20 protein-coding genes are annotated in these 18,447 nt (G+C 74.2%); 8 read left to right on the plus strand and 12 right to left on the minus strand.

Annotated elements, in window-relative coordinates; all coding sequences use genetic code 11:
* Window positions 1-119 precede the first annotated feature (119 nt).
* On the plus strand, window positions 120-992 hold the full coding sequence (locus GWJ10_RS06420) for an LLM class flavin-dependent oxidoreductase (protein WP_163186236.1): 873 nt from the start codon (window positions 120-122) through the stop codon (window positions 990-992).
* On the opposite strand, the gene GWJ10_RS06425 is transcribed toward GWJ10_RS06420, so the two are convergent.
* The 6 genes from GWJ10_RS06425 to GWJ10_RS06450 form a co-directional block, all read right to left on the minus strand.
* The gene (locus GWJ10_RS06425; RefSeq protein WP_076403636.1) at window positions 979-1,293 is read right to left on the minus strand and encodes a hypothetical protein; all 315 of its coding nucleotides are present in this window, start codon (window positions 1,291-1,293) and stop codon (window positions 979-981) included. The two genes, GWJ10_RS06420 and GWJ10_RS06425, sit on opposite strands and share 14 nt — an antisense overlap.
* Before the next feature lie 58 nt (window positions 1,294-1,351).
* Complete coding sequence (locus GWJ10_RS06430; protein WP_241005686.1) at window positions 1,352-2,509, minus strand: GNAT family N-acetyltransferase; 1,158 nt, start codon at window positions 2,507-2,509, stop codon at window positions 1,352-1,354.
* Complete coding sequence (purQ, locus tag GWJ10_RS06435) at window positions 2,506-3,225, minus strand: phosphoribosylformylglycinamidine synthase subunit PurQ (RefSeq protein WP_163186239.1); 720 nt, start codon at window positions 3,223-3,225, stop codon at window positions 2,506-2,508. The genes GWJ10_RS06430 and purQ overlap by 4 nt, the downstream gene beginning before the upstream one ends.
* Window positions 3,225-3,512: a phosphoribosylformylglycinamidine synthase subunit PurS gene (gene purS, locus GWJ10_RS06440; RefSeq protein WP_021483374.1), complete on the minus strand. Its 288-nt coding sequence runs from the start codon at window positions 3,510-3,512 to the stop codon at window positions 3,225-3,227. The genes purQ and purS overlap by 1 nt, the downstream gene beginning before the upstream one ends.
* A gap of 177 nt (window positions 3,513-3,689) precedes the next feature.
* Window positions 3,690-4,331, minus strand: a complete 642-nt coding sequence (locus GWJ10_RS06445) for a hypothetical protein (protein WP_163186248.1) — start codon at window positions 4,329-4,331, stop codon at window positions 3,690-3,692.
* Window positions 4,328-4,699 carry a PadR family transcriptional regulator gene (locus tag GWJ10_RS06450; RefSeq protein WP_241005687.1) on the minus strand — a complete coding sequence of 124 codons (372 nt, stop codon included), beginning with the start codon at window positions 4,697-4,699 and terminating at the stop codon, window positions 4,328-4,330. The genes GWJ10_RS06445 and GWJ10_RS06450 overlap by 4 nt, the downstream gene beginning before the upstream one ends.
* A 175-nt stretch (window positions 4,700-4,874) precedes the next feature.
* On the opposite strand from GWJ10_RS06450, the gene GWJ10_RS06455 reads away from it, so the two are divergent.
* A complete protein-coding gene (locus tag GWJ10_RS06455) occupies window positions 4,875-5,240 on the plus strand; it encodes an HNH endonuclease signature motif containing protein (protein ID WP_163186252.1) in 366 nt (121 codons plus the stop codon).
* A 32-nt stretch (window positions 5,241-5,272) separates the two neighbouring features.
* Here the strand turns inward: GWJ10_RS06455 and GWJ10_RS06460 are convergent, their stop codons facing one another.
* A complete protein-coding gene (locus tag GWJ10_RS06460) occupies window positions 5,273-6,187 on the minus strand; it encodes a phosphoribosylaminoimidazolesuccinocarboxamide synthase (RefSeq protein WP_240949215.1) in 915 nt (304 codons plus the stop codon).
* A gap of 294 nt (window positions 6,188-6,481) precedes the next feature.
* On the opposite strand from GWJ10_RS06460, the gene GWJ10_RS06465 reads away from it, so the two are divergent.
* Window positions 6,482-8,089, plus strand: a complete 1,608-nt coding sequence (locus GWJ10_RS06465; protein ID WP_241005688.1) for a ricin-type beta-trefoil lectin domain protein — start codon at window positions 6,482-6,484, stop codon at window positions 8,087-8,089.
* Window positions 8,090-8,173: 84 nt separating this feature from the next.
* Here the strand turns inward: GWJ10_RS06465 and purD are convergent, their stop codons facing one another.
* Both purD and GWJ10_RS06475 read right to left on the minus strand, forming a co-directional pair.
* Window positions 8,174-9,496, minus strand: coding sequence for a phosphoribosylamine--glycine ligase (purD, locus tag GWJ10_RS06470; RefSeq protein WP_163186254.1), 1,323 nt, complete (start codon window positions 9,494-9,496; stop codon window positions 8,174-8,176).
* Window positions 9,497-9,569: 73 nt separating this feature from the next.
* On the minus strand, window positions 9,570-10,856 hold the full coding sequence (locus GWJ10_RS06475) for an adenylosuccinate synthase (RefSeq protein ID WP_021482868.1): 1,287 nt from the start codon (window positions 10,854-10,856) through the stop codon (window positions 9,570-9,572).
* A gap of 235 nt (window positions 10,857-11,091) precedes the next feature.
* On the opposite strand from GWJ10_RS06475, the gene GWJ10_RS06480 reads away from it, so the two are divergent.
* Complete coding sequence (locus GWJ10_RS06480) at window positions 11,092-11,526, plus strand: DUF3151 domain-containing protein (RefSeq protein ID WP_043653884.1); 435 nt, start codon at window positions 11,092-11,094, stop codon at window positions 11,524-11,526.
* A 72-nt stretch (window positions 11,527-11,598) separates the two neighbouring features.
* Window positions 11,599-11,961 (plus strand): STAS domain-containing protein, encoded by a 363-nt coding sequence (locus tag GWJ10_RS06485; RefSeq protein ID WP_043653881.1) that lies wholly within the window; start codon window positions 11,599-11,601, stop codon window positions 11,959-11,961.
* 15 nt (window positions 11,962-11,976) lie between these two features.
* On the opposite strand, the gene GWJ10_RS06490 is transcribed toward GWJ10_RS06485, so the two are convergent.
* Window positions 11,977-14,196: a SpoIIE family protein phosphatase gene (locus GWJ10_RS06490; RefSeq protein ID WP_061267141.1), complete on the minus strand. Its 2,220-nt coding sequence runs from the start codon at window positions 14,194-14,196 to the stop codon at window positions 11,977-11,979.
* A 220-nt stretch (window positions 14,197-14,416) separates the two neighbouring features.
* Here GWJ10_RS06490 and GWJ10_RS06495 point away from each other — a divergent pair, with 220 nt between their 5' ends.
* Window positions 14,417-14,761, plus strand: coding sequence for an STAS domain-containing protein (locus GWJ10_RS06495; protein ID WP_085951315.1), 345 nt, complete (start codon window positions 14,417-14,419; stop codon window positions 14,759-14,761).
* Window positions 14,762-14,889: 128 nt separating this feature from the next.
* Here the strand turns inward: GWJ10_RS06495 and fbaA are convergent, their stop codons facing one another.
* Complete coding sequence (fbaA, locus tag GWJ10_RS06500; protein ID WP_021482032.1) at window positions 14,890-15,912, minus strand: class II fructose-bisphosphate aldolase; 1,023 nt, start codon at window positions 15,910-15,912, stop codon at window positions 14,890-14,892.
* Between the two features lie 109 nt (window positions 15,913-16,021).
* Window positions 16,022-16,729 carry an RNA methyltransferase gene (locus tag GWJ10_RS06505; RefSeq protein ID WP_128957622.1) on the minus strand — a complete coding sequence of 236 codons (708 nt, stop codon included), beginning with the start codon at window positions 16,727-16,729 and terminating at the stop codon, window positions 16,022-16,024.
* 106 nt (window positions 16,730-16,835) lie between these two features.
* On the opposite strand from GWJ10_RS06505, the gene GWJ10_RS06510 reads away from it, so the two are divergent.
* Entirely contained in the window at window positions 16,836-17,642 is an 807-nt protein-coding gene (locus GWJ10_RS06510; protein WP_306303290.1) for a VTT domain-containing protein, read from the plus strand.
* Window position 17,643: 1 nt separating this feature from the next.
* Entirely contained in the window at window positions 17,644-18,417 is a 774-nt protein-coding gene (locus GWJ10_RS06515) for an HAD-IIA family hydrolase (RefSeq protein WP_021482670.1), read from the plus strand.
* The last annotated feature ends 30 nt before the right edge of the window (window positions 18,418-18,447 follow it).

The following is an 18,447-nucleotide window of genomic DNA, read 5'->3' on the forward strand; positions in this document are numbered from 1 at the left end:
ACCAGCACCAGAACCAGAACCAGAACGATCGCCGACATCGGAGCTGACGCGGCCGACGACACCCCCGGCGCCCCGAGCCGCGACGGCTGACTGTCGGTGCCACGGTGCACGATGACGGGATGACGACACCACGGCTCGGTATCGCGTTCGTGCCCACCCACGCACCCGAGAGCCTGCGGCGGCTCGCGACGACGGCGGAGGACGCCGGCCTCGACGACCTCTGGGTGTGGGAGGACTGCTTCAAGCAGTCCGGCCTCGCCTCGGCGGCCGCTGCCCTGGCGTGGACCGAGCGCGTGCGCGTCGGCATCGGGCTCATGCCCGCCCCGCTGCGCAGCACGGCGATCACGGCGATGGAGGTGGCGACGCTCGCGCGGATGTTCCCCGGTCGCCTCGTCGCGGGGGTCGGGCACGGCGTCCAGGAGTGGATGGGGCAGGCGGGGGTGCGCGTCGCGTCGCCGCTGACGCTCCTGCGCGAGCACGCGACGGCGCTGCGGAGCCTGCTCGCGGGCGAGGAGGTCACGACGGACGGCCGGTACGTCACGCTCGACGCCGTCCGGCTCGACTGGCCGCCCACGGATCCCGTCCCGCTGTGGCTGGGCGGGTCCGGGCCCCGGACGCTCGCGTTGGCCGGCGAGCTCGGCGACGGTCTCATCCTCACGAACGCGCTGACTCCCGAGGACGTGCGGGGCGCGACGGCCGTCGCGCGCGAGGGCGGCGCGGGCCTCGGGTTCGACGTCCACGCGACGCTCATCGCCGCGACGGGGCCGGACGCGCAGGCGCGGGTCGACCGCGAGCTGCCGGTTTGGGGCGCGGAGCCCGGTCGGGGCATCGGCGCCGCGGGCGACGCGCAGGCGGTCGCGGCGGGCGTCCTGGCTCTCGCGGAGGCGGGCGCGACGGCCGTGGCGGTCCAGCCGACCGCGGACGAGCCCGACGTCGAGGCTTTCGTGCGCTTCCTCGGGCGAGAGGTCGCGCCGCTGCTCAGCTCCCGGTGACGCGCCCGGTGTCGCCCTCGGTGCCCGCGGCGCCGGGCCGCTGCCGCAGGCCGTGGACGAGGGCGACCACCGCGCACACCAGCGCGACGGCGCCGACGGCGAGCGCGAGGCGGACGGGGAAGTCGGCATAGAGGTCGGTCACCTCGCCGACCGGGAGGCCCCAGCCCGCCGCGGTCTCGCGCACTTCCGCCGCGAGCGCACCGATCCGTCCGGGCACCCGCGTCACGGCTGCGGAGACCCACCCGAGCAGCTCGAGGACGACGGAGGCCACGGAGTGGGCGCCGGACGCGAGGGGGATCACCGGTCCACCCTAGCGGAACCGGACAGCGCGGTCATATGCGGCACGGCGGGGTATCGCCTCAGGTCAGCGGCTTGGCGAAGCACAGCGCGACATGGTTGTCGCCGTCGTAGGGCGGGAAGTGCGCGACGGCACGGAAGCCGAGCGAGCGGTAGAGCGCGATGGCGCCGGGCTGGCGGATGCCCGTCTCGAGCAGGAGCGTGGAGACCCCGCGCTCACGCGCCGCCGTCTCCAGCCTGTCGAGGAGCCGGCGCGCGGTCCCCGTGCGGCGCGCGCTCTCGCGCACGAACACCTTCTTCACCTCGAGCGCGTCCTGCGGCGCGCCGGGCTCGGGCCGTCGCAGCGACGCGCACCCGAGCGCCTCGCCGTCCCGGTACGCGACGAGGGTGACCACGACGTCCGCTCCCAGGCGCGCGTCCACGGCCTCGAAGCCCCCGGCGGAGTCGAGGCCGCTGAAGAGTTCGGGGTACAGGACGGCCGACGACGTCTCGTGCATCTCGCGGCGCAGCGCTGCCGCGTCGGGGTCGTCCCACGGGACGGCTCGGAGCTCGACCGCCGCACCCCCGACGACCAGGCCGCCCGCCGCGGCGCCGGGCCCCGACCTCGTGCCGTCCAGCGCAGCGCCCCGTGGTCCGGTGGCATCCGGCGCGGCGGTCCGCGCTCCGGCGGCATCCGACGCAGCGGCGGGCGACACGCGCAGGTCGAGCGCGAAGCAGCGCGAGAGCGGCTGGCCGGCGTAGTGGCCGTACGACTCGATCGGCACGTACCCGAGCGCGAGGTAGAGGTCGATGGACTCCGGCTGGAGCGTGCCCGTCTCGAGCACGAGCCGGTCGAGGCCCGCGGCGACCGCGCGCTCGTGCAGCGCGCGCATCGCGGTGCGTGCGTGCCCGCGACCCCGGTGGGCGGGCTCGACGTACAGGCGCTTCACCTCGCCGGTCCGCGCGGGGTGCGTACCGCCACGTCCGTCCGGCGTGCCGGAGACGTCGCGCAGCGCGACGAACGCGACGGCCTCGCCGTCCTCCCGGACCACGACGTTCGCGAGCGCCGCCTCGGGGGCGAACGTGCCGGCGTCGGGCTCGCCGTAGCGCACCGCGAGCTCCGCCTGCTGCCGCGACCGCAGCCGCTCGGCCGCGGCGTCGTCCGCCGGGACCGTCGCCACGGTGACGACCCCGGTCCCGGGGCGCCCGACGGCGTCGGGCAGGACGCGCGGGAGCGTCACGCGCGGACGAGCGCGCCCAGGACGGACGTGAAGAACCCGAGACCGTCGGTGCCGGCGCGCGGGCCGGCCTCGGCCGCCGGGCCGAAGCCGGGCTCGACGGCGTGCTCCGGGTGGGGCATGAGGCCGACGACGTTGCCTGCCGCGTTCGAGATGCCCGCGATGCCGCGGCGCGACCCGTTCGGGTTCCACCCGTCGTAGCGGAAGACGACGCGCCCCTCGGCCTCGAGCTCGTCGAGCGTCCGCTCGTCGGCGACGAACTGCCCGTCCTGGTTCTTCAGCGGGATCGTGATGCGCTGGCCGGCCGTGTAGTCGCGCGTCCAGGCGGTGTCGGCGTTCTCGACCAGGAGGACCTGCTCGCGGCACACGAAGTGCAGGTGGTCGTTCTTGACCATCGACCCCGGGAGCAGGTGGGCCTCGGTGAGGATCTGGAAGCCGTTGCAGATGCCGAGCACGGGCATGCCGCCCTTCGCGGCGTCCACGATCGACTCCATGACCGGCGCGAAGCGGCTGATCGCGCCCGCGCGCAGGTAGTCGCCGTAGGAGAAGCCGCCGGGCAGGACGACCGCGTCCACGCCGTGGAGGTCGGCGTCGGCGTGCCAGAGCGACACCGCCTCGCCGCCCGCGAGACGCACCGCGCGCGCGGCGTCGCGGTCGTCGAGCGTGCCGGGGAAGGTGACGACGCCGACCGTGGCCGTCGCGAGAGCCGAGGCGGTCATCAGGCGAGACCCTGCGACGTGATCGTCGCGGCGGCGTCCGTCTCGATGTCGGCGACGCGCACGACGTCCTCGATGACGGGGTTCGACAGGAGCTTCACCGCGGCCTCCTCGGCGGCGGCAAGGACCTCCGGCGTCACCGGGCCCTCGACCTCGAGCTCGAACCGCTTGCCCTGGCGGACGGAGGTGAACTGGGTGAAGCCGAGGCGCGGCAGCGCCCCGACGACGGCCTTGCCCTGCGGGTCCAGGATCTCGGGCTTGGGCATGACCTCGACGACGACGCGTCCCACGGGGGCTCCTTGGCGAGAGTGTTGGGAGGGCCGGGGCTCCGGGATCCCGGCCACGTCACGGGCGTCGAGGACGCCCGGGAGGACGGGACGAGCGGGAGCCGACGGCGGGATTCCGCGCTCAGTCTAGCGGGCGCGCGCACCCGCCCGGTCGGGCGTCCGCACGGTGAGCGGGCGTGCTCAGCCGCCCGCGGTGCGGCGCTGGTCCGGGGTGTCGACCGGGATGTTGCCGTCGAGCACGTGCTTGCGCCAGGCCCGGTCGACGTTCGACCGCGCGAAGAGCATGGCGGACCCGATCGCGCACACCAGGACCAGCGGCCAGTACCACCAGGTGAAGGGGAGCCGCCACACGTACTCAGCCCCTGACGAGACCACCCCGAGGAACGCCATCGTGGCCGAGACGACCAGCTGGGTCCCCGTGACGAGCGATGCGGCCGCGACAGCCCTGCGCCACGGGTAGAGCGCCCCGTGGATGTCGTCGGCGACCCACCACCAGTACCGCGCGGGGAGCCGCAGGTCGAGCGACCGGTAGAGCAGCCAGCGCCCGAGCGGCGGGTGCTCGCGCCATCGCAGCGCCCACCCTGCGCGCACGAGCCCCCACGCCTCCCGGGCGCCGATGCCGCGGGGAGCGGCGCCGTCGTCCGGCTCGGGCGCCAGGTCGAGCAGGACGGCGAGCGCCTCGTCCCCGTGCAGCTCGCGCCAGCGCCGGGGGTAGGCGCGCAGCCAGAACCGCGCGGACCGCTCGTACCGGTCTGTGCCGCGCGCCCCGCGGGCAGGGCGGCCGGGCTGCGCGCCGTCGGCGGCGGCCCGTCGCCCGGTCACGCGCCGCTCCCGGCGAGACCGTCGGCGGCACCCCGACCGGCACCGCGGGTGAGCGACCGGCGCGCGCGCTCCGCGAGCTCGGCGAGGCGGAGGGTCTCGGCGCGGGCGGCGCGGCGCCCGTCGTCGGTCGCGCGGTAGTAGCGACGCAGCCGGCCGTCGACGACCTCCTCGCCCGTCGGCTCGACGAGACCGGCCGCGACGAGGCGGTCGAGGTTCCCGTAGAGGGTGCCCGCGCCGAGGCGGGTGCGGCCGTCGGAGAGGTCGCGCACCGACCGGATGACGGCGTAGCCGTGGAGCGGCTCCCCGCTGAGCGCGAGGAGCACGAGGTACGCCTGCTCCGTCATGCGGAACGGGGCTGAGGTGGCCATGGTCGATATATATCGCCCGGCGACCTATGTGCGCAAGCGCTCGGAGTGTGTCGGAGGGTAGGGCTACGCTCGAACACGTGTTCGAGACGCACGCTCGGGCACGGTGCGAGGGCGGGGTCCTGCCCCTTCCCCGCCCTCGCACGACACCTCGCCCGACGACGCACGGAGGCTCACCATGGACGCACCGGCAGCGCCCGTCCCGATGATCGACCGCGGCCGTTCACGACCCGCGCCGGCCACCGTGGCCCGCGTCCTCGCGCGCGACGGGACGGGCGTCTTCCCGGGCTGCCGCGTACCGGCGTTCCGCTGCGACCTCGACCACGTCGTCGCCCCGCGGCCGGTCACAAGCACAGGCACGGGCACGGACGACGACGCGGAGCCCGCGCACGGGGCCGACAACCTCGTCGCCCTGTGCCGCCACCACCGGGTCGTCCGCGCACGCGACCGCTGGCGCCCGGCGCTGCTCGCCGACGGGTCGGTCCGGTGGACCGCGCCGAGCGGGCACACCTACCTCCGACCCGGCACCCTGCGGACGGCGTGAGGCGTCCGGAGAGAGGCGTCAGGAGCGAGGTGTCAGGCGAGCGTCGAGCCGGTGAGGCGCTCGTACGCCTCGAGGTAGCGCGCGCGGGTACGCGCGACGACGTCGGCCGGGATCGACGGCGGCGGGGTGTCCGCGGCGCGGTCCCAGCCCGACGCGGGCGACGTGAGCCAGTCGCGCACGAACTGCTTGTCAAAGCTCGGCTGCGCGCGGCCCGGCTCCCACTGGTCCGCGGGCCAGAAGCGCGACGAGTCGGGCGTGAGCACCTCGTCGCCGAGCACCGTCTCCCCCGTCGCCGGGTCCACGCCGAACTCGAGCTTGGTGTCCGCGAGGATCACGCCGCGATCGCGCGCGATCTCCTCGGCGCGCGCGTACACGGCGAGCGTGAGGTCGCGCAGGCGCGTGGCGTCGTCGAGGCCAATCTGCTCGGCCACGACGTCGAACGAGACGTTCTCGTCGTGCTCGCCCACGGCAGCCTTCGTCGCCGGCGTGAAGATCGGCTCGGGCAGGCGCGACCCGTCGACGAGGCCGTCGGGCAGCGGCACGCCGCACACCTCGCCGCCCGCGCGGTACTCCACGAGGCCGGAGCCCGTCAGGTACCCGCGGGCCACGCACTCGACCGGGAACATGTCGAGGCGGCGGCAGATCATCGCGCGGCCGGCAACGACGTCCGGCACGAGGCCGTCACCCGGCACCGCCGAGACGGCGGTCGAGACGACGTGGTTCGGCACGAGGTCGGCGAGCTGCTCGAACCACCACAGGCTGAGCTGCGTGAGCACGACGCCCTTGTCCGGGATACCGGGCGACAGCACGTGGTCGTAGGCGCTCACCCGGTCGCTCGCGACGACGAGGACGACGTCGCCCAGGGGGTGCACGCCCCCGACGGCCGGCAGGTCCGGCGTGTACAGGTCGCGCACCTTGCCGGAGTACGCGTGCGTCCAGCCGGGCAGGTCGAGCGCGGCCGTGTCGAGGGCGTCGGCCTCTCCGAGCGAGAGAGCCGAGCCGGGGTCCAGGGGTGGGTGCGTCACGGCCCCTAGTCTCGCACCGGCCCCGGCGAGGTTCGCCCACCGGTCCAGGAGCGCGCGACGTAGGGACGAAAAGTCGCTACTGTGCCTCCCAGGACGGCCGTGGGAGCGCTCTCCCGCCGTCAGGGGGCCGCACCGGAGCGACTCCTGCGGGGGCGCGTGCGCTGCTGTCCGGGCCTGCCGACGGCGGCGGGCCCCATCCGCACGGAGGAGGCAACGATGCACCACCGCACGATGCACCATCGCCTGACAGCGCTAGCGGCCGGGGTGGGGGTGGTCGTCGCGAGCGTGGGCCTCACGACGACCGCGCACGCGGACGCTCTCGGTCCCGCGGGCGCGCCCCTGTCCGCACCGAGCCCGAGCCCGTCACCGACGACCGCGAGCCCCGCCGCCCCCGCCCCCGACGACCTGTCGGAAGGGCAGCTCCGCGCTCTCGAGCGCGACCTGGGGCTCGATGCCGCGGGCGTCGCCGACCGGCTCGCGCTCGACGCCGCGACGGCCACCGTCGAGCGCGCACTGAGCGACGGTCTCGGGACGGCGTACGCCGGCACGTGGGTCGACGCCGAGGCGGGCGCCCCCGTCGTCGCTGTGACCGACCCGGCGGCCGTCGCCGACGTCGAGGCGGCCGGGGCCACGGCCGTCGTCGTGGAGCACGGCCTGGCCGAGCTCGACGACGTCGCCGCCCGGCTCGACGCGACCACCACCCCCGACGCCGTGCAGGCCTGGTACGTCGACGTCACCACGAACGAGGTGGTCGTCGAGTCGCTCGACCCCGCGGCAGCGCAGGCGTTCGTCGCCGCGTCCGGGGTCGACGCCGCCGCGGTGCGCACCGAGGTCCTCGCGGCGCCGTACGAGCTCACGGCCGACGTGCGCGGCGGCGACCGCTACATCACCCGGGACCCGGGCGCGTCGTCGGGCTCGGCCTGCTCGATCGGCTTCGCCGTGCAGGGCGGCTTCGTCACGGCGGGGCACTGCGGCGCGGCGGGCAAGGAGGTGCTCACCGCGAGCTGGGCGCGCATGGGTACGGTCCAGGCGGCGTCGTTCCCCGGCCACGACTACGCGTGGGTGCGCGTCGACGCCGGGTTCTCCCCCGTCCCCCGGGTGAACAACTACGCGGGCGGCACCGTCGACGTCGCCGGCTCGGCCGAGGCGCCCGTGGGTGCGTCGGTGTGCCGCTCGGGCGCCACGACCGGCTGGCGCTGCGGCGTCATCGAGCAGAAGAACATCACCGTCAACTACGGCAACGGCGACATTCCCGGCCTCGTGCGCGGCAGCGCGTGCGCGGAGGGCGGCGACTCGGGCGGGTCGGTGATCTCCGGCAACCAGGCGCAGGGCGTCACGTCGGGCCGCATCAACGACTGCTCGAACGGCGGCAAGTTCATCTACCAGCCCGTCAACCCCATCCTGTCGGCCTACGGACTGTCGCTCGTGACCACGGGCGGCGGGTCGGGCAGCGCGCTCGTCGGGCTCGCGGGCAAGTGCATCGACGTCCCCGGGTCCGACTTCAGCGACGGCAAGCGCCTCCAGCTGTGGACGTGCAACGGGTCGAGCGCGCAGCGCTGGACGTTCGAGGCCGACGGCACCGTCCGCGCGGGCGGCAAGTGCATGGACGTCGCGTGGGCGGCCACGGCCGACGGCACGGCGCTCCAGCTCGCGAACTGCAGCGGCAACGCGGCCCAGAAGTTCGTGCTCAGCGGCGCGGGCGACCTCGTGTCGGTGCTGGCGAACAAGTGCGTCGACGTGCCGAGCAGCAACAGCGCCGACGGCACCAAGCTGCAGATCTGGACGTGCAACGGCACCGCGGCCCAGAAGTGGCGCCGCGCCTGACGCCTCGCCCCTGAGGTGCTGCGCACGGCACGGCGGTCGCTCCCCGCGGAGAACGACCGCCGTGCCGTGCTCGACGGCGGAGTGTCAGCGCGCGAGCATGACCTCGCCCGCGGCGGCCCTCGCCGCGATGTCGGTGCGGTGGTGCGATCCGGGGAGCACGATGCGGTCGACCGCCGCGTACGCACGGCGGCGCGCCTCGGCCAGGTCCGCGCCGCGCGCCACGACCGACAGCACGCGGCCGCCCGAGGCGACCAGGCCGCCGTCGTCCGCGCGCGACGTGCCCGCGTGCAGCACGTGCACGCCCTCCACGCCCTCCGCCGCGTCGATCCCCGTGATGGGGTCGCCGCCGCGGACGGCGCCCGGGTAGCCGTGCGCCGCGACGACGACGGTGACCGACGCGTCGTCGTGCCAGCGCAGCGGGCCGACCTCGGCGAGCCGCCCCTGGGCCGCCGCGAGCATGACCGCGGACAGCGGCGTCGCGAGGCGCGTGAGCACGGACTGCGTCTCGGGGTCGCCGAAGCGCGCGTTGAACTCGACGACGCGCGTGCCGCGGCTCGTCAGCGCGAGGCCCACGTAGAGCACGCCGACGAACGGGGTGCCGCGGCGCGCCATCTCGTCGATCGTCGGCTGCGCGACGCGCGTGACGACCTCCTCCACCAGGCCCTCGGGCGCCCACGGCAGCGGGCTGTAGGCGCCCATGCCGCCCGTGTTCGGGCCCGCGTCGGCGTCGAACGCGCGCTTGAAGTCCTGGGCGGGCGCGAGCGGCACCACCGTCGCGCCGTCGCTCACGCAGAAGAGGGAGACCTCGGGACCGTCGAGGTACTCCTCGACGACGACGCACGGGTCCTCGGGCGTGCCGTCCGCCGCGCGGCGGGGCGTCGCGAAGCACGCGGCGGCGTGCTCGAGCGCGGCCTGGCGGTCCTCCGTGACGACGACGCCCTTGCCCGCGGCCAGGCCGTCGTCCTTGATGACGTAGGGCGCGCCGAACGCGTCGACGGCGGCCGCGACCTCGTCGACGTCGGTGCACACGTGCGCGAGCGCCGTGGGGACCGACGCGGCGGCCATGACGTCCTTCGCGAACGCCTTGGACCCCTCGAGCCGCGCGGCCTCGGCGCTCGGCCCGAACACGGGGACGCCGGCCTCGCGCACCGCGTCCCCGACGCCGGCGACGAGCGGCGCCTCCGGGCCGACGACGACGAGTTCGACGCCCAGGTCCGTCGCGAGCGCGGCCACCGCGGCGCCGTCGTTCTGGTCCACCGCGTGCAGCGTCGCGAGGTCCCCGATGCCCGGGTTCCCCGGGGCGGCGTGCAGCTCGTGGCGCTCCGCGCCCGGGCGGTCGGCCTCGTGCGCGAGGGCGTGGACGATGGCGTGCTCGCGGGCACCGGTCCCGACGACGAGGATCTTCACGGGCGCCGAGTCTACCGAGACGGCCCGGACGCCCCGCGGGGCGTCCGGGCCGTGGTCGGCTGGCGTCGTCGGCTCAGTGGATGAGGTCGTGGCGCGGGATGATCGCGTCGCGGCTCGGGCCGACGCCGATCGCGGAGATCCGCGTGCCCGACATCTCCTCCAGCGCGTGCACGTAGCGCTGCGCGTTGACCGGCAGGTCGTCGAACGTGCGGGCGCCGGAGATGTCCTCCCACCAGCCGTCGAGCTCCTCGTAGATCGGCTTCGCGTGGTGGAACGCCGTCTGGTCGAGCGGCATCTCGTCGTACCGGACGCCGTCGACGTCGTACGCGACGCAGACCGGCACCTTCTCGAAGCCGGTGAGGATGTCGAGCTTGGTGAGCACCATGTCGGTGATGCCGTTGACGCGGGTCGCGTAGCGAGCGATGACCGAGTCGTACCAGCCGCAGCGGCGCGCGCGACCCGTCGTGACGCCGTACTCGCCGCCCTGCTTGAGCAGGTACTCGCCGTTCGCGTCGAACAGCTCGGTCGGGAACGGGCCCTCGCCCACGCGCGTCGTGTACGCCTTGATGACGCCGATCACGGAGCTGATGCGCGTCGGCCCGACGCCCGAGCCCGTGAGCGCGCCGCCCGCGGTCGCGTTGGACGACGTGACGAACGGGTACGTCCCGTGGTCGACGTCGAGCATCGTGGCCTGCCCGCCCTCGAAGAGGACGTTCTTGCCCGCGTCGAGCGCCTTGTTCAGCTCGAGCGCCGTGTCCGCGACCATCGGCTTGAGCCGGTCGGCGTACTGCAGCAGCTCGGCCACGGTCTCGTCCACCGTGATGGCGCGGCGGTTGTAGACCTTCACCAGCAGGTGGTTCTTCTGGTCGAGCGAGCCCTCGATCTTCTCCGCGAGGATCTTCTCGTCGAAGAGGTCCCAGATGCGGATGCCGACGCGGTTGATCTTGTCCGCGTACGCCGGCCCGATGCCGCGGCCCGTCGTGCCGATGCGACGCTTGCCGAGGAACCGCTCGCTCACCTTGTCGATCGTGCGGTGGTAGCCGGCGATGACGTGCGCGGAGCCCGAGACGAGCAGGCGCGAGACGTCGACGCCGCGCGAGATCAGGTCGTCGAGCTCCTGGAACAGCACCTCGATGTCGACGACGACACCGTTCGCGATGACCGGCGTGACCCCCGGGGACAGGATGCCCGACGGCAGCAGGTGGAGCGCGTACTTCTCGTCCCCGATGACGACCGTGTGGCCGGCGTTGTTGCCGCCGTTGAACTTGACCACGTAGTCGACCCGGGACCCGAGGAGGTCGGTCGCCTTGCCCTTGCCCTCATCGCCCCACTGGGCACCGACGAGCACCACGCCTGGCATGGAATCCCCACTTTCGCGCTGCCTGTTCCTCGGGCCGGTCATGGTCGTGGGCGCGCACCGGCGTCCGGAGCGGAGCGGGCACGGCGTGCCCGACGGCGCCGGGCCCGCGGGCCCGAGGCGTCACCCGGGCGGCAGAGACCCGGGGACCGGCGCCGAGTTTACCGGTCGGATGACGGAAATTGACCTTCGAGGCGTCTATCGACCGCGTCACGCCCGGGATGGGCAGAATGGCCTCATGAGCGACACCCACCCGAACCTCCTCGACGGCCCCGCACCCGTCCGCCTGCCCGACGACTACGCGCACGTCCGCGACGCCATCGCGGCCGACGGCGACCCGTACGAGATCGCGGGCCGCTCGCCCGCGAGCTCGCTCGCGTGGGCCTACCTCGCCGAGGACTTCCTCCACGAGAACGGCTCGCGCGGTGCGGTGACGGCCTACGCGTTCGCGCGCACCGGCTACCACCGCGGGCTGGACTCCCTGCGGCGCGCCGGCTGGCGCGGCCAGGGACCGATCCCGGCCGACCACGTGCCGAACCAGGGCTTCCTGCGCGCGCTCCTGGCCCTCGCCGAGTGCGCCGCGTACCTCGGCGAGGTCGAGGAGGCGGAGCGCTGCGAGCAGTTCCTGCGCGACTCCGGGACCTCGGCCGACGAGGTGCGCGCGCTGCGCTGACCGGCCGCGCGTCCGCCCGGCGACCACCGGGTGGGCGCGCGACGCACCCGGGCGGCGTCTAGAGTCGTGGGCATGATCGAGATCGCCACGTCCCCCGCGACGACGACCCTCGTCATCGCCGGAGACCTCGATCTCGCCGAGCGCGACCAGTTCCCGGAGATCGCTGCACGCGTCGTCGGGCTGCGCCGTCAGCTCCTCGTCATCGACATGTGCCGCGTGACGTTCATGGACTCCACCGGCGCGGCGTTCCTCATCTCCCTCGCCGACGCCGGTCGCAAGCGCGGCGGTGCGACGGTGCTGCGCGGCTGCGACGACCGGGACCTGTTCGTGCTCGAGGTGTGCGGCGCGCTCGAGCTGTTCCGCATCGACAACGACCACCGCTGCGAGCCCGCGACGCCGCCGTCCGGCTTCGCCAAGGTCGAGCCCCCGGCCTGACGCCCGCGGGGCGTCCTAGCGCCCCGAGGGCCGCAGGGTGGCCCACACGAGCTTGCCCGACGCCGTCGGGCGCCACCCCCAGTCGGCGAGCCGCTCGACGATCTGCATGCCGAAGCCGCCCATGCGGTTCGGGTGCCCGTCCGTGGGGACGGGGGGAGCCGGGTTGGAGTCCTCGACCTCGACGCGGATGCCGTCGCCCGTGTCGAACAGGCGCAGCGCGAGGTGGCCCCAGCCGTGCAGCACGCCGTTCGCGACGAGCTCCGAGACGACGAGCTCCGCGTTGGCGCTCTCCCGCACGCCCCACGCCTGGCACGTGCGCACGACGGCGTGCCGCGCACGCCCGATCGACGCCGGCTCGCTCGGCAGGAGCCAGCGGCGGCTGCGCGGGCTGAGCACGACGGCGGACGCGTCCCGCTGCGGGTCGGGGATGCGCACGACGACGAGCGCGACGTCGTCCTCGGGGGCGTCGGCCAGGCGCGACAGCAGCTCCTCGCCCACGCCCGCGGCGTCGACGGCCGTCACCGCCTCGGACGCCGCGACGAGCGCCTCGAGCCCGACCCGCAGGGCGCGGTCGCGGCGCTCGATGAGGCCGTCGGTGTAGAAGACGAGCGTGTCGCCCGGCAGGAGCGTCGCGACGCCCGTCGAGCGGCTGCGGCCGCCGAAGCCGACGAGCGCTCCCCCGGCGTCGTCGAGCTGCGTCACGGTGCCGTCGCGCAGCAGGAGCGGCGGCAGGTGGCCGGCGCGCGAGTACTCGATCCGCCACGTGTCCTCGGGCTGCGCGGCGTCCGGCTGCGTGAGCGCCGCGTACACGAGGCTCGCGGAGCGCGGGATGCGCATGCCCTGGACGAGCTGGTCGACGCGCTCGAGCACGGGGCCGGGCGTCGTGAGCTCGTACGCGTACGAGCGCACCACCGAGCGCAGCTGGCCCATCGCGGCCGCGGCCTCGACGTCGTGCCCCACGACGTCGCCGATGACGAGGCCGACGACGTCCGGCGCGATCTGCAGGACGTCGTACCAGTCGCCGCCCACCTGGGCGTGCTCGGAGTTCGGCGCGTAGTACGTCCACACGTCGAGGCCCGTGACGTCGGCCTGCTCGGGGAGCATCGCGCGCTGGAGCGTCTCGGCGAGGCGGTGCTCGCGCGCGTACAGGCGCACGTTGTCGATCGCGGTGCCGGCGCGGCGGGCGATGACCTGCAGCAGCGTGCGCACGCCCTCGCGGGCCTCCGCGTCGGTGCCGAACCCCTGCGGCGGCGTGTCGGGCAGGTCTCCCGTGACGAGCAGGCCGAGGATGCGCCGGCGCCCCGGGACGGCGGACACCGTCACGGACCCCGGCCGCCGGGGCAGCCCGGAGAGCCGGTGGTGGAGGTCGCGCTGGAGCCAGCCCGAGGCGGACCACTGCGGGTACGTGGCGGAGAGGTCGAGCGTCACCGGCCCCTCGATGCGCCCGTCGAGCACGTCCTGGACGCGGTCGGGCACGTCCACGCGGACGCGCGGCACCGAGCCGGTGACGGAGGCCGAGTCGCCGAGCGCGTCGGTCGCGTGCACGCCCGGGGCCAGGGGCAGGACGCCGGGCGTGTAGCGGCCGTGCCGCTGGCCGCGCCCGCTCGGGGGCGCCGCCGTGTCGACGCCCTCCGCGTACCGCAGCCCGTCGTCGTTGAGGTAGAAGCCCGCCCAGTCGACGACGTACCCCGCGAGCAGCGCCGTGATGTCGCGCAACGCGTACGGCTGGTCGAGGTCGGCGAGGAGGTCGGAGCTTCGGGAGACGACGTCGAGCACCGCGCGCTCGCGCCGCTCGAGCGCGAGCGACGCGACCTGGGCCGCGTACCGGTCGAGGTGCTCGGAGACGTCGACCTGCGCACCGACCCAGTGGGTCACCGTGCCGTCCGGGCCGGTGAGGGGCGCGAGCGAGAGCTGCGTCCACACCGCGACCCCGTCGCGCCGGAAGGTGCGCACGGTGTAGGTGAGCTCGCGCTCGTCGGCCACGGCGGCGCGGAGCTGCTGGGCGTCGACGGGGTTCGCGAGGAGCGACTCGAGGACCTGGGGGCTGCGGCCGAGCACCTCGGCGGCGGTGAACCCGGTCTGCCGCTCGAACGCGCGGTTGACCCAGACGATCGGCATCTCCGCCGACCGCGGGCCCGTGACGAACATCGCGACCCCGGTGGCGTCCATCGCGCGTGTGCACAGTTCCTGGACGTGCGCGGGCAGGTCGGTGCCGAGCCCCGGCGAGCTGCCCATCGTCACCTCCGACGGTCCGAGCGTCGATCGTCTGGAAACGGACGCCACGGTCGCGTTACTGTCCCGACTGGACATTCAACCGTAGATTGGTGCTTCCCGAGACCGGAACCGGTCCGGACCACGCCAGAGAGGAGCGCCGGTGCGCGAAGGTACACCCCCGGCCGCAGACCGCCCGGTCGGCGTCGCCGGCGACCCCGCAGGAGCGGGCGACCCCGCGAGCGTGCACGTCATCGTGGGTACGACGCGAGCCCGCATCGTGCTCTCGGGCGAGATCGACGCCGACCTCGGCGCCGACCTCCAGGAGGCGACCGCCGCGGCGGAGGACTCCGGCCTGCCCGTCGAGATCGACGCCCACCACGTGACCTTCATGGACTCGTCCGGTGTGGCGTTCCTCGCACGTCTCGCGTCGCGCGGCCCGCACCGCGTGCGCGTCCTCCGCGCCCCGCCCACGGTCCGGTTCCTGCTCGAGGTGACCCGCATCGGCGAGCTGCTCGACATCGTCGACGTGGACCCCGGCTTCGACCTCGACGAGCCTCCCGGCAACGGCGCGGGCACCACCGACTGATTCCCGTGGCCGCCTGACGCCCGTCGTCGGGCGCGCCCGCCGCCGCAGCACGACGAAGGCCCCCGGTCCTCACGGACCGGGGGCCTTCGTGCGACGCGGGCCCGGAGCGGACGCCGGGCCGTGCGGCGTCAGCGGATCTTGTTGCCCGCGGAGCGCAGCTGCTGCGACGCCTCGATGATGCGCGCGGCCATGCCGGCCTCGGCCAGCTTGCCCCAGGCGCGCGGGTCGTAGGCCTTCTTGTTGCCGACCTCGCCGTCGATCTTCAGGACGCCGTCGTAGTTCGAGAACATGTGGCCGACGACGGGGCGCGTGAACGCGTACTGCGTGTCGGTGTCGATGTTCATCTTGATGACGCCGAAGTCCACCGCCGCCGAGATCTCCTCGGCCGTGGAGCCGGAGCCGCCGTGGAAGACCAGGTCGAACGGGTTCTCCTTGCCGACCTTCGCGCCGACGGCCTCCTGGATCTCCTTGAGGATCTCCGGGCGGAGCTTGACCGCACCCGGCTTGTACACGCCGTGCACGTTGCCGAACGTGAGGGCCGTCAGGTAGCGGCCCTTCTCGCCCGTGCCGAGCGCCTCGATCGTCGCGAGGCCGTCCTCGACCGTCGTGTAGAGCTTCTCGTTGATCTCGGCCTCGTGGCCGTCCTCCTCACCGCCGACGACGCCGACCTCGATCTCGAGGATCGTGCGCGCCGCCTGCGAGAGCTCGAGCAGCTCGGCCGCGATGGTGAGGTTCTCGTCCAGGGGGACGTCCGAGCCGTCGTACATGTGCGACTGGAACGTCGGCAGGCCGCCGTTCTTCACCTGCTCGGCCTCGATGGCCAGGAGCGGGCGGACCCAGGAGTCGAGGTTCTTCTTGACGCAGTGGTCGGTGTGGATCGCGATCTGCACCGGGTAGTTCTTCGCGACCTCGCGCGCGTACGCCGCGAGCGCGAGCGAACCGGCGATGCGGTCCTTGACCGTCGAACCCGAGCCGTACTCGGCGCCGCCCACGGAGACCTGGATGATGCCGTCGGACTCGGCCTCGGCAAAGCCCTGGAGCGCGGCGGTGATGGTCTGCGACGAGGTGATGTTGACGGCCGGGTAGGCGAACGAGCCTGCCTTCGCCCGGTCGATCATCTCGGCGTAGACCTCGGGGGTTGCGATGGGCATGCGGAGCTCCTGTGGAGTCGTGCGGGGTGGACTGTCAGGTCAAAGTCTGGCATGGATGACAGCGCGAGGTCAGGGCCGTTCGACCTGTGGTCCCCCGATGACCACGCCTCTACCTCGGCGACCCCGTCGGCCCCAGGTGCTGCGCCGCCCACGCGTGCAGGGCGATCGCGCCGGCGGCGCCGGCGTTGATCGACCGGGTCGACCCGTGCTGCGTGATGTGGAGCACCGCGCGGCACGCCTCGACCGCCTCGGGCGTCAGCCCGGCCGACTCCTGGCCGAGGAGCAGCACGCACGACGCGGGCAGCGCGTAGCCCTCGATCGGCACCGACCCCGGGACGTTGTCGACCCCGAGGAGCGGCAGCCCCTCCCCCGCCGCCCAGACCGCGAGGTCCGCCACCGACGCATGGTGGTGGACGTGCAGGTAGCGGTCGGTGACCATGGCGCCGCGGCGGTTCCACCGCCGTCGCCCCACGACGTGCACCCCGGCCGCGTTGAACGCGTTGGCGGTGCGGACGACGGAGCCGATGTTCAGGTCGTGCGCCCAGTTCTCGATCGCGACGTGGAGCCGGCGGGCCGGGTCGCGGCGCGCGTCGAGGTCGGCGACGACGGCCTCGACCGTCCAGTACCGGTAGGCGTCGACGACGTTGCGGCGGTCGCCGTGCGCGAGCAGCTCGGGGTCGTACCGAGGGTCGAGCCGCGTCGCTCCGGGCGGTCCGGCGGGGTCCGGGACGCGGGGCCACGCCTCCGGGCCGCCCGGCCACGGGCCGACGCCGACCTCGCGCTCGTCCGCCTCCCGCTCGCCCGCGCTGCTCGCCATGGCGCACATTCTGCCGGGACCCGCAGGTCCGTCGTCGCCGGACCTCCACGGCGGGTCCACACCGACCGCCGGGCCACGCGGCCGCGCCCGGCTACGCTGGTGACCCGTGACCACCCTCGCCGAGCTCGCCTCCGCCCTCCCGGGAGCCGCGCACGCCGCGAGCCTCGGCGCCGCCGGACCGGTCGCCGCCCTGGGCCCAGACTGGATGGACCCGATGACGCTCATCGAGCGCTTCGGCGACGCCGCGCTCGTCGGGATCGTCGTCGTCATCTTCATCGAGACGGGCCTGCTCTTCCCGATCCTGCCGGGCGACTCGCTGCTGTTCACCGCGGGCGCGCTCGTCGCGCAGGAGTCGCTGCAGATCAGCCTGCCCGTGCTGCTCGTCCTGCTGTTCGCCGCGGCGTTCCTCGGCGACCAGACGGCGTACCTCATCGGACGCACCGTCGGGCCCAAGGTGTTCGACCGGCCCGACTCCCGGTTCTTCAAGCGCAAGTACATCGACCAGACGAACGCCTACTTCGAGAAGTACGGCGGCCGGACGATCGTCATCGCGCGGTTCGTGCCCATCGTGCGCACGTACGCCCCCGTCGCCGCGGGTGTCGGCAAGATGCACTACCGGCACTTCGTCGGGTTCAACGCGCTCGGCGCGCTGCTCTGGGCCGTCGGCCTCACGTGGCTCGGCTACCTCCTGGGGAACATCACGTTCGTCAAGGAGAACATCGAGGCGCTCGTCCTCCTCATCGTCTTCCTGTCCGTGCTGCCCATGGTCGTCGAGGTCTGGCGCGGGCGGCGGGCGGAGAAGCGGGCGGCGGCGCTCGAGGCGCAGATCGCGGCCGACGCCCAGCAGAGGACCGGGGTCGCGGAGGACGCGACCGCCGTCGGCCAGGCCGACACGGACGGGAAGGACGCCTGACATGACCCGAGAGATCACGAGCTGGCTCACCGACATGGACGGCGTGCTCGTCCACGAGGGCCACGCGATCCCCGGCGCACCGGAGTTCGTGCGCGCGCTGCGCGACAAGGGCCGGCCGTTCCTCATCCTCACGAACAACTCGATCTTCACGGCACGCGACCTGCGGGCGCGGCTCGCGACGTCAGGCATCGACGTGCCGGAGGAGTCGATCTGGACGTCGGCGCTCGCGACGGCGCAGTTCCTCACCGACCAGATCCCCCAGGGCAGCGCGTACGCCGTGGGCGAGGCCGGGCTGACGACGGCGCTCTACGAGGCCGGCTACACGCTCACCGAGTCCGACCCGGACTACGTGGTGCTGGGCGAGACGCGGACGTACTCGTTCGAGGCGATCACCAAGGCGATCCGCCTCGTGCTGGGCGGGTCGCGGTTCATCTGCACCAACCCCGACACGACCGGGCCCTCGCAGGAGGGACCGTTGCCCGCCACGGGCGCCGTCGCGGCGATGATCACCTCGGCGACGGGCCGCAAGCCGTACTTCGTCGGCAAGCCCAACCCGATGATGTTCCGCTCCGCGCTCAACCGCATCGACGCCCACTCCGAGACGACCGCGATGATCGGCGACCGGATGGACACCGACGTCGTCGCGGGCATCGAGGCGGGCCTGTACACCTACCTCGTCATGACGGGCTCCACGACGATGTCCGACGTCGACCGCTACCCGTTCCGGCCGAGCAAGGTCGTCGACTCCGTCGCGGACCTCGTCGACCTCGTCTGAGGGCACGCCGGGCCGGTCCGGCCGTTCCAG

Origin of the sequence: Cellulosimicrobium sp. SL-1 (genome assembly GCF_011033075.1) — a bacterium.
Classification (GTDB): Bacteria; Actinomycetota; Actinomycetes; order Actinomycetales; family Cellulomonadaceae; genus Cellulosimicrobium; species Cellulosimicrobium funkei.

Excerpts from the sequence above, each read along its gene's own strand:
- GWJ10_RS06420 (WP_163186236.1), top strand. The coding sequence starts at position 120 with ATGACGACACCACGGCTCGGTATCGCGTTCGTGCCCACCCACGCACCC.
- purQ (WP_163186239.1), bottom strand. The coding sequence starts at position 3,225 with ATGACCGCCTCGGCTCTCGCGACGGCCACGGTCGGCGTCGTCACCTTC.
- GWJ10_RS06450 (WP_241005687.1), bottom strand. The coding sequence starts at position 4,699 with ATGGCCACCTCAGCCCCGTTCCGCATGACGGAGCAGGCGTACCTCGTG.
- GWJ10_RS06455 (WP_163186252.1), top strand. The coding sequence starts at position 4,875 with ATGGACGCACCGGCAGCGCCCGTCCCGATGATCGACCGCGGCCGTTCA.
- GWJ10_RS06465 (WP_241005688.1), top strand. The coding sequence starts at position 6,482 with ATGCACCACCGCACGATGCACCATCGCCTGACAGCGCTAGCGGCCGGG.
- GWJ10_RS06475 (WP_021482868.1), bottom strand. The coding sequence starts at position 10,856 with ATGCCAGGCGTGGTGCTCGTCGGTGCCCAGTGGGGCGATGAGGGCAAG.
- GWJ10_RS06480 (WP_043653884.1), top strand. The coding sequence starts at position 11,092 with ATGAGCGACACCCACCCGAACCTCCTCGACGGCCCCGCACCCGTCCGC.
- GWJ10_RS06485 (WP_043653881.1), top strand. The coding sequence starts at position 11,599 with ATGATCGAGATCGCCACGTCCCCCGCGACGACGACCCTCGTCATCGCC.
- GWJ10_RS06490 (WP_061267141.1), bottom strand. The coding sequence starts at position 14,196 with ATGGGCAGCTCGCCGGGGCTCGGCACCGACCTGCCCGCGCACGTCCAG.
- fbaA (WP_021482032.1), bottom strand. The coding sequence starts at position 15,912 with ATGCCCATCGCAACCCCCGAGGTCTACGCCGAGATGATCGACCGGGCG.
- GWJ10_RS06505 (WP_128957622.1), bottom strand. The coding sequence starts at position 16,729 with ATGGCGAGCAGCGCGGGCGAGCGGGAGGCGGACGAGCGCGAGGTCGGC.
- GWJ10_RS06515 (WP_021482670.1), top strand. The coding sequence starts at position 17,644 with ATGACCCGAGAGATCACGAGCTGGCTCACCGACATGGACGGCGTGCTC.